Below are 15593 nucleotides of genomic sequence, written 5' to 3' on the forward strand. Positions count from 1 at the left end.
GGTAGCGAAAATCGTCGAGTAACGGTTCGTTGATCTGAAGGCCGGGGCCTGGTGCCCCGGCTGTTCCGTTTTTTCTAGTTACAGGCCAGTAGTTCAATTGGTAGAGCACCGGTCTCCAAAACCGGCTGTTGGGGGTTCGAGTCCCTCCTGGCCTGCCAATTTTCCCAGAGCTGCCAACGGGTGGCGGGGCATCGGCAGATGAGTGAGAAAGTAGAAAGCCAGTCAGGGTCCTCCTCCGTGCTTGGCGCCATCAAGTGGGTTGTTGTGGCCGCGCTGGTGGCTGCCGCTGTTTTCGGAAACAGCTATTTCTCCGAAATGTCTCCCCTGTATCGGGCGCTGGGCGTTCTGGCTGTGGCCCTGGTGGCCGCGTTCGTGGCGTTGCAGACCGAACAAGGCAAGGCATTCAACCAGCTTCGCAAAGATTCCGCCGTGGAGCTGCGCAAGGTGGTCTGGCCAACCCGGCAGGAAACGTTGCAAACCACGCTGATCGTTCTGGTCTTCGTGCTGATCGTGGCTCTGCTGTTGTTCGTGCTTGATTGGGCGCTCAACGGCATGATCTCCACGCTCATCGGTTAAGGGGTAGACATGACCAAGCGCTGGTACGTGGTACACGCCTATTCAGGCTTTGAAAAGCACGTCAAGCGGGCCCTGGAAGAGCGCATCAAGCTCCGCTCCATGGAAGAGCTGTTTGGCGAGATTCTCGTTCCCACCGAAGAGGTGGTCGAGATGCGTGGCGGGCAGAAACGCAAGTCCGAGCGAAAGTTTTTCCCTGGCTATGTGCTGGTTCAGATGGAGATGTGTGACGACTCCTGGCACATGGTGAAAGAGACGCCGAAGGTGATGGGCTTTATTGGCGAAGACCCGAAAAATCCGGGTCGCGTTTCGCCCATTACCCAGAAAGAGGCGGATGCCATTCTGCGTCGCATGGACGATGCGGTAGAGAAGCCGAAGCCGAAAACGCTGTTTGAGCCTGGCGAAGTGGTTCGTGTTACCGACGGCCCGTTCGCCGACTTCAACGGTGTGGTTGAAGAAGTGAACTACGAAAAGAGTCGCTTGCATGTGGCGGTGCTCATTTTCGGTCGCTCCACGCCTGTGGAGCTGGAATTTGGTCAGGTCGAGAAAACCTGATTACAGCGCCCGCCTTCTCGATTGAGAGGGCGGGTTTTCCGACCCACCTCAGGGGAGCCCTTAACACGGCGTTTGAACCCAAGGAGTCAGTGTCATGGCAAAGAAAGTACAAGCCTACATCAAGCTGCAAGTGGCAGCGGGTCAGGCTAACCCTTCACCGCCGGTCGGCCCCGCTTTGGGCCAGCACGGCGTGAACATCATGGAGTTCTGTAAGGCGTTCAACGCCCAGACCCAGCAGCTCGATCAGGGCGCGCCGGTGCCGGTGGTGATCACCGTGTACAGCGACCGCTCCTTTACCTTCACCATGAAGACGCCGCCGGCGGCTTACCTGTTGAAGAAGGCCGCGGGCATCAAAAGCGGTTCCGGTGAGCCCAACACCAAGAAGGTGGGTAAGGTGAACCGTGCGCAGCTCGAAGAGATCGCCAAGGCCAAGGAGCCTGATCTCACCGCGGCGGATCTGGATGCCGCAGTGCGCACCATCGCGGGCTCCGCCCGTTCCATGGGCCTGGACGTGGAGGACTAACCAATGGCTAAGCTGTCCAAACGCGCCCGCGTTATCCGTGAAAAGATCGAGCCGGGCAAGCTGTACCCGGTGGAAGAAGCCGTCGCTCTGCTGAGCGAGCTGTCCACCGTGAAGTTCAAGGAATCCATTGATGTGTCGGTGAACCTGGGTGTTGACCCGCGTAAATCCGACCAGAACGTGCGTGGCGCCTCGGTGCTGCCGCACGGCACCGGCAAAACGGTTCGCGTTGCTGTGTTCGCGCAGGGCGCCAAAGCCGATGAAGCCAAGGAAGCCGGCGCCGACGTGGTCGGTTTCGATGACCTGGCTGAGCAGGTTCAGGCCGGTGAAATCAATTTCGACGTGGTGATCGCTTCTCCGGACGCAATGCGCGTTGTCGGTAAGCTGGGCACCATCCTGGGCCCGCGCGGTCTGATGCCGAACCCTAAGGTCGGCACCGTGACCCCGGACGTTGCCCAGGCGGTGAAGAACGCCAAGGGTGGCCAGGTGCGTTACCGTACCGACAAGGGCGGTATCATCCATTGTACCGTGGGCCAGCTGGGCTTCGACGCCAACGCCATCAAGGAAAACGTGGAAGCGCTGGTCGCTGATCTGAAGAAGGCGAAGCCGTCTTCCGCCAAGGGCACTTATTTTAAGAAAGTGACCTTGTCCAGCACCATGGGTCCGGGCCTGGTGATCGATCCCGCCTCCCTGGCCATGTAACGAATCCGGGCCGGCGTAAGCCGGTCCAAAGGGCTTTGATCCCGACGCGGCACTTTTCGGAGTGCAGGTCGCCGGGGCGTCAAAGACCGCAGGTCCACCGGCGTGAATGGAGTCTGGCTTTATGAGCCAAGTTTCCGCCGGGGGTTAAGGGGTAACCGCCTGCGCAGGCGCGGTAGTTACAAATCCTGTGTCAAAGCAGGGGCTGGCTTCCGCGATACCGATCGGGCAACCGATCATGGCAACCGCCGGGAACATCAGTATGCAGTCGATGTATCCGGTTAAGTTTGTGAATCCAGGAGGTAAATTGTGCCTTTGAATCTGGAGGACAAACGGGCGATCGTGGTTTCGGTGAATGCTATTGCCGCCGAAGCGCTGTCCGCCGTGGTTGCCGATTATCGTGGCCTCTCTGTTGCGGAAATGACTGACCTCCGCAAGAAAGCCCGCGAAACCGGCGTGTATCTGAAAGTTGTTCGGAACACGTTGGCCAAGCGCGCCGTTGCCGGCACTGATTACGAGTGTCTCAACGATGCGCTGGTCGGCCCCACGGTCCTGGCATTTTCCCAGGAAGATCCGGGCGCAGCTGCCCGGCTCATCAAGGATTTTGCTAAGGAACACGATGCGCTCGAAGTGAAGGCGCTCGCCGTTGGTGGTGTGGTGTATGACGCTAAGGATATCGATGTCCTGGCGAAATTGCCGACCCGCGACGAAGCTCTCGCTCAGCTGCTGTCCGTCATGCAGGCCCCGGTGGCCAAGTTTGTTCGCACGCTCAACGAAGTGCCTGGCAAATTTGTTCGCACGGTCGCCGCTGTGAAGGACAAGAAACAGCAGGAAGCTGCCTGATTTTGTATCCGGTAGCGTAACCACCCGATCCATAGAGATCGCCCGTACGGTGATTTTAGGAGATTGAAAATGGCCGTTTCCAAAGAAGACATTCTCAGCGCTGTTGCTGAGATGAGCGTTATGGACCTCGTTGAACTGATCGAGTCCATGGAAGAGAAGTTCGGCGTATCCGCCGCTGCCGCCGTTGCCGCTGCTCCCGCAGCCGCTGGTGGCGACGCTGGTGCCGCCGCTGAAGAGCAGACCGAATTCGACGTTATCCTGACTGGTTTCGGCGACAAGAAAGTCGGCGTGATCAAAGCAGTACGCGAAGTGACCGGTCTGGGTCTGAAAGAAGCGAAAGATCTGGTCGAAGGTGCCCCTGCTTCGGTCAAGGAAGGCGTTTCCAAGGACGAAGCCGCAGAGATCAAGAAAAAGATCGAAGAGGCTGGCGGTACCGCCGATCTCAAGTAAGCGCGAGCGCGCTATGTCTTTCCAGAGTATGGCGGAAAGACGCCGGCTGGCAGCTTAAGGGCTGCCAGCCTTTTGTCGTTTCTGTATGAAGGGTTCATGCAGAAATATCACCCAGGGGTGATAGGTCAACAGCCGAGGAACGCAGATGGCATACTCATTCACTGAGAAAAAGCGGATCCGCAAAGATTTCGGCAAGCTTCCCAAGGTCATGGAGGTTCCGTATCTCCTGGCCATACAGCTCGATTCTTACCGCAAATTCCTGCAGCAGGACAAAAGCGCCGAGGAGCGCTTCGAGGAGGGTCTGGAAGCGGCCTTCCGGTCCGTTTTCCCGATTTCAAGCTACTCCGGGAACGCGGCCCTCGAGTATGCCGGCTATGAGTTCGGCAAACCGGTCTTTGATGTAAAAGAGTGCATTATCCGGGGCACCACCTATGCCGCGCCGTTGCGCGTGCGTATCCGTCTGGTGATCTACGACAAGGAGTCCAACGGCGCCATCAAGGACATCCGTGAGCAGCAGGTCTACATGGGCGAAATCCCGTTGATGACTGAAAACGGTACCTTCGTGATCAACGGTACCGAGCGGGTTATCGTGTCCCAGCTGCACCGCTCTCCTGGCGTGTTCTTCGACCACGATAAGGGCAAGACTCACTCCTCCGGCAAGCTGCTGTATTCCGCCCGGGTGATTCCCTACCGTGGCTCCTGGCTGGACTTCGAATTCGATCCGAAGGATCTGGTCTACGTGCGCATTGACCGCCGTCGCAAATTGCCGGCGACGATTCTGCTGCGCGCGCTCGGTTATACTTCCGATGAAATTCTCGACATGTTCTTCGAGACCAACGAAATTCTGGTCGAAGACGGTGTCTATCGCATGCGCCTGGTGCCTGAACGTTTGCGCGGTGAGACCGCCACGTTTGATATCCTGGCCGGCGACGAGGTGGTGGTGGAGCAGGGTCGTCGAGTGACCGCCCGCCACATCCGCCAGCTCGAGAAAGCGAACATCGAATATCTGGAAATCCCCGGTGAGTACCTGCAAGGGCGCTACCTGGCCAAGTCCATTATTGACCAGGAAACCGGTGAAGTGGTGGTCGAGTGCAATACCGAACTCGGCGGCGACACCCTGGAGAAACTCGAGAAAGCCGGTATCGGCCGTTTCGAAACGCTCTACACCAACGACCTGGACAACGGCCCGTTCATGGCCGACACCCTGCGTGCGGACCCCACCCGCAGCCCGCTTGAGGCGCTGGTGGAAATCTACCGCATGATGCGTCCTGGCGAGCCGCCGACCAAGGAAGCGGCGGAAAACCTGTTCCGCAATCTGTTCTTCACCGATGAGCGCTATGACCTCTCCGGTGTGGGCCGCATGAAGTTTAACCGTCGCCTCGGCCGTGAAGATGAAACCGGTCCCGGCATTCTCTATGACGGCCGCTACTTCAGCGCGCGCAACGACGAAGAGGGCAAGCAGTACTTCGAGCAAATGGGCGAGCAGAAGTCCGATGTGATCGAAGTACTGAAAACGCTGGTGGATATCCGTAACGGCAACGGCGTGGTCGATGACATCGATCACCTGGGCAACCGCCGGATCCGCTCCGTGGGTGAAATGGCGGAGAACCAGTTCCGCGTTGGTCTGGTGCGGGTGGAGCGCGCCGTCAAGGAGCGCCTGAGCCTGGCGGAATCCGAAGGCCTGATGCCGCAGGATCTGATCAATGCCAAGCCGGTGGCCGCGGCGGTGAAGGAGTTCTTTGGCTCCTCCCAGCTGTCCCAGTTCATGGATCAGAACAACCCGCTCTCCGAGATTACGCATAAGCGCCGTGTCTCCGCGTTGGGCCCGGGTGGCCTGACCCGTGAGCGCGCCGGCTTCGAAGTGCGTGACGTGCATCCGACCCACTATGGCCGGGTGTGCCCGATCGAGACGCCGGAAGGCCCGAACATCGGCCTGATCAACTCGCTGGCTACCTACGCACGCACCAACGAATACGGCTTCCTGGAAGCGCCCTATCGGCGCGTGGTCGATGGCAAGGTCACCGACGACATCGAATACCTCTCCGCGATTGAAGAAGCGGAGTGCGTGATCGCCCAGGTCGACGCCAAGATGAACGATAACGGCAGCTTCGCCGAAGACTTCGTTACCGTGCGTCACCGTTACGAATTCACCGTGATGGAGCGCGACACCATTACCCATATGGATGTCTCGCCGCGTCAGGTGGTGTCCGTGGCCGCGTCGCTGATTCCGTTCCTGGAGCACGATGACGCCAACCGCGCCTTGATGGGCTCGAACATGCAGCGTCAGGCAGTACCGACCCTGCGTGCCGAGAAACCGCTGGTGGGCACCGGTATGGAGCGCCACGTGGCGCGCGATTCCGGCGTTTGCGTGGTGGCTCAGCGTGGCGGTATCGTGGACAAAGTGGATGCCTCGCGGATCATCGTCAAAGTGAACGACGACGAAGTGATCGAGGGTGAAGCCGGTGTGGATATTTACAACCTCACCAAGTACACCCGGTCCAACCAGAACACCTGCATCAACCAGCGTCCGCTGGTGAAAGTGGGTGATAAGGTGGCGGCCCGCGACATCATGGCCGACGGCCCGTCCGTGGACATGGGTGAGCTGGCCCTGGGGCAGAACATGCGCGTCGCGTTCATGCCCTGGAACGGTTACAACTTCGAGGATTCCATCCTCATTTCCGAGCGTGTGGTGAAAGAGGATCGCTTTACCTCCATCCACATTCAGGAACTGACCGCCATTGCCCGGGACACCAAGCTGGGTGCAGAGGAAATCACCGCCGACATTCCCAACGTGGGCGAGGCGGCTCTGGCCAAGCTGGACGAATCCGGCATCGTCTACATCGGTGCCGAAGTGGAAGCGGGCGATATTCTGGTGGGCAAGGTGACGCCGAAGGGCGAAACCCAGCTGACTCCGGAAGAAAAACTGCTGCGCGCCATCTTCGGTGAGAAGGCGTCCGACGTGAAGGACACCTCTCTGCGGGTTTCCTCCGGCGTTAAAGGCACGGTTATTGACGTGCAGGTGTTCACCCGCGACGGCGTGGAGAAAGACGAACGCGCCAAGCAAATCGAACAGGACGCGCTGGACAAGTTCCGCAAGGACTTGAAAGACGAGTACCGCATTCTTGAGCAGGATATCCTGGATCGCCTGCGCACCGTGATGACCGGCAAGAAGGTCAACGGCGGGGCCGGCCTCAAGCGCGGCACCGAACTGACCCGCGACCTGCTCGACGGCCTGGACGCCGACAAGTGGTTCGAACTGCGGCCCGCCGATGACGACATCGCCGAGCAGCTTGAGCGCGCTCACCAGTACCTGGAGCAGCACAAGAAAGAGCAGGATGAGCGCTATAAGGACAAGCAGGCCAAGATTTCCGGTGGCGATGACCTGTCCCACGGTGTGCTCAAGGTGGTCAAGGTTTACCTGGCGATCAAGCGTCGCATCCAGCCGGGTGACAAGATGGCCGGCCGCCACGGTAACAAGGGTGTGATCTCCGTGATCATGCCGGAAGAGGACATGCCCTACGACGAGAACGGCGTCCCCGTGGACGTGGTGCTCAACCCGTTGGGCGTGCCTTCGCGGATGAACGTGGGGCAGATTCTTGAAACCCACCTTGGCTGGGCCGCGAAAGGCCTGGGCGAGCGCATCGGCGAAATGCTCGATCAGGAGAAGAAGGCGTCCGAAGTACGCGACTTCCTCGACCAGATCTACAATCAGACCGGTGCCGGCGGTACCGACGAAGATTGGAGCAGCTTCAGCGAAGAGGACGTTCTCGAGCTGGCCCGCAACCTGCGCGCCGGTGTGCCGATGGCGACCGCCGTGTTCGACGGCGCCAAGGAGTTCGAGATCAAGGCTCTGCTGGAGCTGGCCGGGCATAACCGTTCCGGGCAGATCGAGCTGTGGGATGGCCGTAGCGGTGAGAAGTTCGACCGCAAGGTGACCGTTGGCTACATGTACATGCTGAAGCTGAACCACCTGGTGGACGACAAAATGCACGCCCGCTCCACCGGCTCCTACAGCCTGGTTACCCAGCAACCGCTGGGCGGCAAGGCGCAGTTCGGCGGTCAGCGCTTCGGGGAAATGGAGGTGTGGGCTCTGGAAGCCTATGGCGCCGCCTATACCCTGCAGGAAATGCTCACCGTGAAATCCGACGACGTAAATGGCCGTACGCGCATTTACAAGAACATCGTCGATGGAGATCACCGGATGGATCCGGGCATGCCGGAATCCTTCAACGTACTGCTGAAGGAAATCCGTTCACTCGGTATCAATATCGAGCTGGAAAGCGACTAAGCAGCCGGCGCCGCGCTCTTTGACAGCGCGGCGCCCCCTGCTTGACCCGGTTTTAGGAAAGAATCGCGAGCGAAAGCTCCTTACGGAGGACTGGCCTTGAAAGACTTGCTGAATCTGCTCAAAAGTCAGGGACAAGTCACGGAATTCGACAAGCTGAAGATCGGTCTGGCACCGCCGGACCTGATCCGCTCCTGGTCTTTTGGCGAAGTGAAGAAGCCGGAAACCATCAACTACCGCACCTTTAAACCGGAGCGGGATGGCCTGTTCTGCGCGCGTATTTTTGGTCCCATCAAGGACTACGAGTGCCTGTGCGGCAAATACAAACGCCTCAAGCATCGCGGTGTGATCTGCGAGAAGTGTGGCGTGGAAGTGACGCTCTCGAAAGTGCGTCGCGAGCGTATGGGCCACATCGAGCTGGCAAGCCCGGTGGCGCACATCTGGTTCCTTAAGTCGCTGCCTTCGCGCATCGGCTTGATGCTGGATATGACGCTGCGTGATATCGAGCGCGTGCTGTATTTCGAATCCTTCGTGGTCACCGAGCCTGGCATGACCACGCTTGAGCGTGGGCAGCTGCTCACCGACGAAGAATACTTCGACGCGTTGGAGCAGTTCGGCGACGAATTCGAAGCGAAAATGGGCGCCGAAGCGGTACAGCAGCTTCTGCTTGAGCTCGACCTTAAGGACGAGATCAACACCCTGCGCGAAGAAATCGAAGCCACCAACTCCGACACCAAGCTGAAGAAGCTCTCCAAGCGTCTCAAGCTGATGGAAGGCTTCCAGGCGTCCGGCAACGAGCCGGAATGGATGATCATGACGGTGCTGCCGGTGCTGCCGCCGGATCTGCGTCCGCTGGTACCGCTGGATGGCGGCCGCTTCGCGACCTCCGATCTGAACGATCTGTACCGCCGCGTGATCAACCGTAACAACCGCCTCAAGCGTCTGCTCGATCTGAACGCCCCGGACATCATCGTGCGCAACGAAAAGCGCATGCTGCAGGAGTCCGTGGACGCGCTGCTGGACAACGGCCGCCGTGGCCGCGCCATCACCGGCTCCAACAAGCGTCCGCTGAAGTCCCTGGCCGACATGATCAAAGGCAAGCAGGGCCGCTTCCGTCAGAACCTGCTCGGTAAGCGGGTCGACTACTCCGGTCGTTCCGTGATCGTGGTGGGCCCGACCCTGAAGCTGCACGAGACCGGCCTGCCCAAGAAAATGGCTCTGGAGCTGTTCAAGCCGTTTATCTTCGCCAAACTGGAAGCCCGCGGCCTGGCCACCACCATCAAGGCGGCCAAGAAGATGGTCGAGCGCGAAACCGCCGAGGTGTGGGACATCCTCGCCGAGGTGATTCGCGAGCACCCGGTGATGCTGAACCGGGCGCCGACTCTTCACCGTCTGGGCATTCAGGCGTTCGAGCCGGTACTGATCGAAGGTAAGGCGATCCAGCTTCATCCGCTGGTGTGCGCGGCCTTTAACGCCGACTTCGACGGTGACCAGATGGCGGTGCACGTACCGCTGACCCTGGAAGCGCAGCTGGAAGCCCGGGCGCTGATGATGTCCACCAACAACATCCTCTCGCCCGCCAACGGTGAGCCGATCATCGGCCCGACCCAGGACGTGGTGCTGGGGCTGTACTACATCAGCCGTGACCGGGTGAACGCCAAGGGCGAAGGCCGGGTGTTCGCCGACACCAAGGAAGTGATGCGCGCGCTGGGCACCAAGGAAGTACACCTTCATGCCCGCGTCAAAGTGCGTATTCACGATGTGGTGAAGGACCAGCAGGGCAACATCGAGGAAACCGTGCGCCTGGTGGATACCACGCCGGGCCGCTGTAAGCTGTGGGACATCGTGCCGCCGGGCCTGGGCTTCGACATGGTCAACCAGAACATGACCAAGAAGGCGATTTCCAAGCTGCTCAACACCTGCTACCGCATTCTGGGCACTAAAGAGACCTGTATCTTCGCCGACCAGATCATGTACCTGGGTTTCCGCGAAGCAACGCTCTCCGGCTCTTCCATCGGTGTGGAAGACATGGTGATTCCGGATGCCAAGTACACGCTGATCGCTTCCGCTGAGGAAGAGGTGCGCGAGATCGAGGAGCAGTTCGCTTCCGGTCTGGTAACCCGTGGTGAGCGTTACAACAAGGTGGTGGATATCTGGTCGCGCACCAATGACCAGATCGCCAAGGCGATGATGGAAAACCTGCGCGTCGAGCTGGTGAAAAACCGTGAAGGCAAAGACGAAGAGCAGGGTTCTTTCAACTCCATCTTCATGATGGCCGATTCCGGCGCGCGGGGTTCCGCGGCGCAGATTCGTCAGCTCGCCGGCATGCGCGGCCTGATGGCCAAGCCGGATGGTTCCATCATCGAGACGCCGATCACCAGTAACTTCCGTGAAGGGCTGAACGTACTGCAGTACTTCATCTCCACCCACGGGGCCCGGAAAGGTCTGGCGGATACCGCTCTGAAGACCGCCAACTCCGGTTACCTGACCCGCCGTCTGGTGGACGTGGCTCAGGATCTGGTCATCAACGAACTCGACTGTGGCACCGAGAATGGTCTGCTGACGACGCCGTTGATCGAAGGTGGCGATGTGGTCGAGCCCCTGCGCGAGCGGGTGCTGGGCCGGGTCGTGGCCCGTGACGTGATGAACCCGCTGAACAAGGATGAAGTGGCCGTGGAAGCGGGCACCCTTCTTGATGAAGTCTGGGTTGAGCGTCTGGAGACCATGGGCGTGGACGAAGTCTTCGTGCGCTCGCCGATCACCTGTGAAACCCGCTGGGGCGTGTGCGCGGCCTGTTACGGCCGTGACCTGGCCCGTGGCCATCAGGTCAACGTGGGCGAAGCGGTTGGTGTGATCGCGGCGCAGTCCATTGGTGAGCCGGGTACCCAGCTGACCATGCGGACCTTCCACATCGGTGGCGCCGCAAGTCGGGCGTCCGCGGTGTCCAGCATTCAGATCAAGCACGGCGGCAAGCTGCGGTTCCACAACGCCAAGCACGTGACGCACAAGAACGGGCTGGTGATCGTATCCCGTTCCGCGGAGTTGGCGGTGGCCGATGAGCTGGGCCGTGAGCGCGAGCGTTACAAGGTGCCCTATGGTGCCCTGGTTACCGTGAATGAAGGTGACACCATCGAAGGCGGCCGCGTGGTGGCAACCTGGGATCCGCACACCCACCCGATTATTGCTGAAGTGGCCGGTAAGGTTCAGTTCGGTGATATGGAGGAGGGCATCGCGGTGACCTACCAGACCGACGAATTGACCGGTCTGACCAACATCGAGGTGATGCCGAGCCAGGACCGCCCGTCCGCGGGTAAGGATCTGCGCCCGGTGGTTCGCGTGGTGGACGCCAAGGGCAAGGCGGTCAGCCTGCCCAACACGGACAGCCCGGCCAACTACTTCCTGCCCGGCGGTGCGCTGTCCGGCTTGAAGAACGGCGCGGACATCCACGTCGGTGACGTGATTGCGCGGATTCCCCAGGAATCCTCGAAAACACGGGACATCACCGGTGGTCTGCCGCGCGTGGCCGACCTGTTCGAAGCGCGTAACCCGAAAGAGGCCGCCATCCTCGCCGAGAAGAGCGGTGTGGTGTCCTTTGGTAAGGAAACCAAAGGCAAGGTGCGGCTGGTGATCACCCCGGACGACGGCGCCGAGCCCTACGAAGAGTTGATCCACAAGTGGCGCCAGCTCAACGTATTCGAGGGTGAAAGCGTTGAGAAAGGCGAGGTGATCTCCGACGGCCCGCTCAACCCGCATGACATCCTGCGCCTGAAAGGGCAGGTGGAGCTGGCGCGTTATATCGTCAACGAGGTGCAGGAGGTCTATCGTCTTCAGGGCGTGAAGATCAACGACAAGCACATTGAGACGATCATTCGCCAGATGCTGCGCAAGGTGGAAATCTCCGAAGTGGGCGAGTCCCATTTCATCAAGGGTGAGCAGGCTGAATACGCTCGCGTGATGGAAGAGAATGACCGCCTCAAAGCCGAGGACAAGATGCTGCCCCAGTTCCAGCGTTTGCTGCTGGGTATCACCAAGGCATCCCTGGCGACCGAATCGTTCATCTCCGCGGCCTCCTTCCAGGAGACCACCCGGGTGCTGACCGAAGCGGCGGTGACCGGCAAGGAAGATGACCTGCGCGGCCTGAAAGAGAACGTGGTGGTGGGTCGTCTGATCCCCGCCGGTACCGGTTACGCCTATCACATGGAACGGCGTCGTCAACGGGCGGAAGCGCTCGGCGATGGTCCGACCATGGATGAGGTGGAAGCGGCGCTTTCCGAAGCGCTCAGCTCCTCCGATCAGGAGTAACCAGAACCCCCGGTGCCTTGACTTGGCGCCGGGGGCTCCCTAGAATCGCTCGCCCCTATTCTACAGGTAGAGATAGGGAGGCGAAAAAGTGGCGGAAGTTGTTTCGTCACAGAACTGTAAGCGTGGAGCAGTAGTTTCATGGCAACTGTAAACCAGCTGGTGCGCAATCCGCGCAAAAGCAAGGTAGAAAAGAGCGACTCGGTCGCCCTTCAGGGCTGTCCTCAGCGTCGCGGCGTTTGCACCCGGGTGTATACCACTACCCCGAAGAAGCCGAACTCCGCGCTGCGTAAGGTGTGCCGTGTGCGCCTGACCAACGGTTATGAAGTGTCCTCCTATATTCCCGGAGAAGGCCATAACCTGCAGGAGCACTCCGTGGTGCTGATCCGTGGCGGTCGTGTAAAAGACCTCCCCGGTGTGCGCTATCACACCGTGCGTGGCACCCTGGATACCGCCGGCGTTCAGGACCGCAAACAGCGTCGGTCCAAATACGGCGCCAAGCGGCCGAAGAAGTAACACCAACCCCTTTCCATACAGCCGGATGACAGTGAGTCCTCCGGTGGGATGAGTAAGGCCGGGCCTGTCCCGGGTAACCCTGAAGCTTTCCCGCCCCCGTGCGGGTCATTTGAGGAACACATCCGATGCCAAGAAGACGCGTCGTCGCCAAACGTGAGATCCTGCCGGATCCCAAATTCGGAAGCCAGTTGCTGGCCAAGTTCATGAACCACGTGATGGTGGATGGCAAGAAGTCCGTCGCCGAGCGTATCGTGTACGGCGCACTGGATACCGTGGCCGAGCGCAAGAACGGTGAAGCGCTGGAGCTGTTTGAGAAAGCCCTGGACAACATCCGCCCCATGGTGGAGGTGAAGAGCCGCCGCGTCGGTGGTGCAACCTACCAGGTTCCCGTTGAAGTGCGTCCCAGCCGTCGTACCGCCCTGGCCATGCGCTGGCTGGTGGATTCCGCCCGTAAGCGTGGCGAGAAGAGCATGGCTCAACGCCTGGCCGGCGAAGTCATGGACGCCGCCGAAGGCAAGGGTGCCGCCATGAAGAAGCGTGAAGACGTACACCGGATGGCCGAGGCCAACAAGGCCTTCTCCCACTTCCGCTTCTAAGGAAGAGCGCACCGAGAGTGAACCGGCCTGCGATCAGGCCGGTTTTTGTATTGGAACCAGTGATTCGAGGTTAGCAGCGTGGCACGTAAGACTCCTCTCAACCGCTATCGCAACATCGGTATCTGCGCCCACGTGGACGCGGGCAAGACTACGACTACCGAACGCGTCCTCTTTTACACCGGCGTCTCCCATAAAATCGGTGAGGTGCATGACGGTGCGGCGACCATGGACTGGATGGAGCAGGAGCAGGAGCGCGGTATCACCATCACCTCCGCGGCAACCACCTGTTTCTGGCAGGGCATGGATCAGCAGTACGACCAGCACCGGATCAACATCATCGACACCCCGGGGCACGTGGACTTCACCATTGAAGTGGAGCGGTCCCTGCGTGTGCTGGATGGTGCCGTGGTGGTGTTCTGTGGCACCTCTGGTGTTGAGCCGCAGTCCGAAACGGTATGGCGTCAGGCCAACAAATACGAAGTGCCCCGCATCGTGTTCGTCAACAAGATGGACCGTGCCGGCGCGGACTTCGACCGCGTGGTGACTCAGATTCGTCAGCGTCTGGGTGCCAAGGTCGTTCCGATTCAGTACAACATCGGCGCCGAAGAAGACTTCAAAGGCGTGGTCGATCTGATCCGGATGAAAGCGATCTACTGGAACGAAGACGACATGGGGATGACCTACGAAGAGCGGGACATTCCTGAGAACATCCAGGGGCGCTGCGACGAACTGCGCGAGCAAATGGCCGAGCACGCTGCCGAGGCCTCCGAAGAATTGATGGAGAAGTACCTCAACAACGGCGAACTGACCAACGAGGAAATCAAGTTTGGTCTGCGTCAGCAGGTGCTCGCCAACGAAATCGTTCTGGCTCTGTGTGGCTCCGCCTTTAAGAACAAGGGCGTTCAGGCGATGCTGGATGCGGTCATTGAGTTCCTGCCCGCTCCGGACGAAGTGAAGGCGATTCAGGGTCTGCTGGACGACGGCGAGACCGTTGAGTCCCGTGCGTCCTCCGACGAGGCGCCGTTCTCTTCCCTGGCGTTCAAGATCGCCACCGACCCGTTCGTCGGCTCGCTGACCTTTATCCGCGTTTACTCCGGCGTGCTGAATTCCGGTGACAGCGTGATGAACTCGGTCAAGCAGAAGAAAGAGCGCGTGGGCCGTCTGCTGCAGATGCACGCCAACACCCGTGAAGAGATCAAGGAAGTGCGCGCCGGTGACATCGCCGCCTGCGTGGGCCTGAAAGACGTGACCACCGGGGACACCCTGTGCGATCTGAACAAGGTGATTGTCCTTGAGCGCATGGAGTTCCCGGATCCGGTGATCTCCGTGGCGGTGGAGCCGAAATCCAAGGCTGACCAGGAGAAAATGGGCCTGGCGCTGGGCCGTCTGGCGCAGGAAGACCCGTCGTTCCGAGTTAAGACCGACGAAGAAACCGGCCAGACCATCATCTCCGGCATGGGCGAGTTGCACCTGGACATCCTTGTCGATCGCATGAAGCGCGAGTTCAAGGTTGAGGCAAACATCGGTGCGCCCCAGGTGGCCTACCGGGAAACCTTCACCAAGCCGGCTGACGTGGAAGGCAAGTTCGTCAAGCAGTCCGGTGGTCGTGGCCAGTACGGTCACGTTAAGGTGCGGTTCGAGCCGATTGATCGCGATGCCGAGTTTGAGTTCGAAGAGCAGATTCACGGTGGTGTGGTGCCGAAGGAATACTTCGGCGCGATCCAGAAGGGCATCTACGAACAGCTGCAGTCCGGTGTGATCGCTGGTTATCCGGTGCTGGGTGTCAAGGCGACTCTCTACGATGGTTCCTACCATGAGGTGGATTCCAATGAGAACGCCTTCCGCATGGCGGGTGCGCTGGCCGTGCGCAACGCTTCCAAGGAAGCCGGTGTGGTCCTGCTTGAGCCGATGATGAAGGTGGAAGCGGTGACCCCCGAAGACTACATGGGCGATGTGATGGGTGACCTGAACCGTCGTCGCGGCATCGTGCACGGCATGGAGGACACTCTGGCCGGCAAGATCATCCGCGCGGAGGTTCCGCTTTCCGAGATGTTTGGTTACGCGACCGACCTGCGTTCCATGTCTCAGGGGCGTGCCAGTTACTCCATGGAGTTCCTGAAGTACGCTGAAGCGCCTCGCAACATCGCTGATGACGTCATCAGCGGTAAGAAATCTTAAATTTACGGTTAATTGTTAAAGGTATAGAGCCGTGGCAAAGGAAAAATTTCAACGTAACAAACCGCACGTAAACGTAGGC

General features: G+C 59.8%; 11 protein-coding genes and 1 tRNA gene. All 12 read left to right on the plus strand.

Annotated features, from left to right (window positions below; all coding sequences use genetic code 11):
• The first annotated feature begins 82 nt into the window (after positions 1-82).
• The 12 genes from CGS25_RS18010 to fusA all read left to right on the plus strand — a co-directional run bounded on the left by CGS25_RS18010 (position 83) and on the right by fusA (position 15514).
• Positions 83-158 (plus strand) — tRNA-Trp (locus CGS25_RS18010).
• Positions 159-198: 40 nt separating this feature from the next.
• Positions 199-576, plus strand: a complete 378-nt coding sequence (gene secE / locus CGS25_RS18015) for a preprotein translocase subunit SecE (protein WP_089033224.1) — start codon at positions 199-201, stop codon at positions 574-576.
• Between the two features lie 9 nt (positions 577-585).
• Positions 586-1128, plus strand: coding sequence for a transcription termination/antitermination protein NusG (gene nusG, locus CGS25_RS18020; RefSeq protein ID WP_089033223.1), 543 nt, complete (start codon positions 586-588; stop codon positions 1126-1128).
• A gap of 94 nt (positions 1129-1222) precedes the next feature.
• Complete coding sequence (gene rplK / locus CGS25_RS18025) at positions 1223-1651, plus strand: 50S ribosomal protein L11 (protein WP_089033222.1); 429 nt, start codon at positions 1223-1225, stop codon at positions 1649-1651.
• A 3-nt stretch (positions 1652-1654) separates the two neighbouring features.
• Complete coding sequence (rplA, locus tag CGS25_RS18030) at positions 1655-2350, plus strand: 50S ribosomal protein L1 (RefSeq protein WP_089033221.1); 696 nt, start codon at positions 1655-1657, stop codon at positions 2348-2350.
• 306 nt (positions 2351-2656) lie between these two features.
• On the plus strand, positions 2657-3190 hold the full coding sequence (gene rplJ, locus CGS25_RS18035) for a 50S ribosomal protein L10 (RefSeq protein ID WP_089033220.1): 534 nt from the start codon (positions 2657-2659) through the stop codon (positions 3188-3190).
• Between the two features lie 69 nt (positions 3191-3259).
• Positions 3260-3640 (plus strand): 50S ribosomal protein L7/L12, encoded by a 381-nt coding sequence (rplL, locus tag CGS25_RS18040; protein ID WP_089033219.1) that lies wholly within the window; start codon positions 3260-3262, stop codon positions 3638-3640.
• A gap of 145 nt (positions 3641-3785) precedes the next feature.
• Positions 3786-7928: a DNA-directed RNA polymerase subunit beta gene (rpoB, locus tag CGS25_RS18045; protein WP_089033218.1), complete on the plus strand. Its 4143-nt coding sequence runs from the start codon at positions 3786-3788 to the stop codon at positions 7926-7928.
• A 96-nt stretch (positions 7929-8024) separates the two neighbouring features.
• On the plus strand, positions 8025-12227 hold the full coding sequence (gene rpoC, locus CGS25_RS18050) for a DNA-directed RNA polymerase subunit beta' (protein WP_089033217.1): 4203 nt from the start codon (positions 8025-8027) through the stop codon (positions 12225-12227).
• Between the two features lie 138 nt (positions 12228-12365).
• Positions 12366-12740 carry a 30S ribosomal protein S12 gene (gene rpsL, locus CGS25_RS18055; RefSeq protein WP_014996117.1) on the plus strand — a complete coding sequence of 125 codons (375 nt, stop codon included), beginning with the start codon at positions 12366-12368 and terminating at the stop codon, positions 12738-12740.
• Positions 12741-12865: 125 nt separating this feature from the next.
• Positions 12866-13336, plus strand: coding sequence for a 30S ribosomal protein S7 (gene rpsG, locus CGS25_RS18060; RefSeq protein ID WP_089033216.1), 471 nt, complete (start codon positions 12866-12868; stop codon positions 13334-13336).
• Between the two features lie 78 nt (positions 13337-13414).
• Entirely contained in the window at positions 13415-15514 is a 2100-nt protein-coding gene (gene fusA, locus CGS25_RS18065; protein ID WP_089033215.1) for an elongation factor G, read from the plus strand.
• Positions 15515-15593 lie beyond the last annotated feature (79 nt).

Source organism: Alloalcanivorax mobilis (assembly GCF_002864685.1).
Lineage (GTDB): Bacteria > Pseudomonadota > Gammaproteobacteria > Pseudomonadales > Alcanivoracaceae > Alloalcanivorax > Alloalcanivorax mobilis.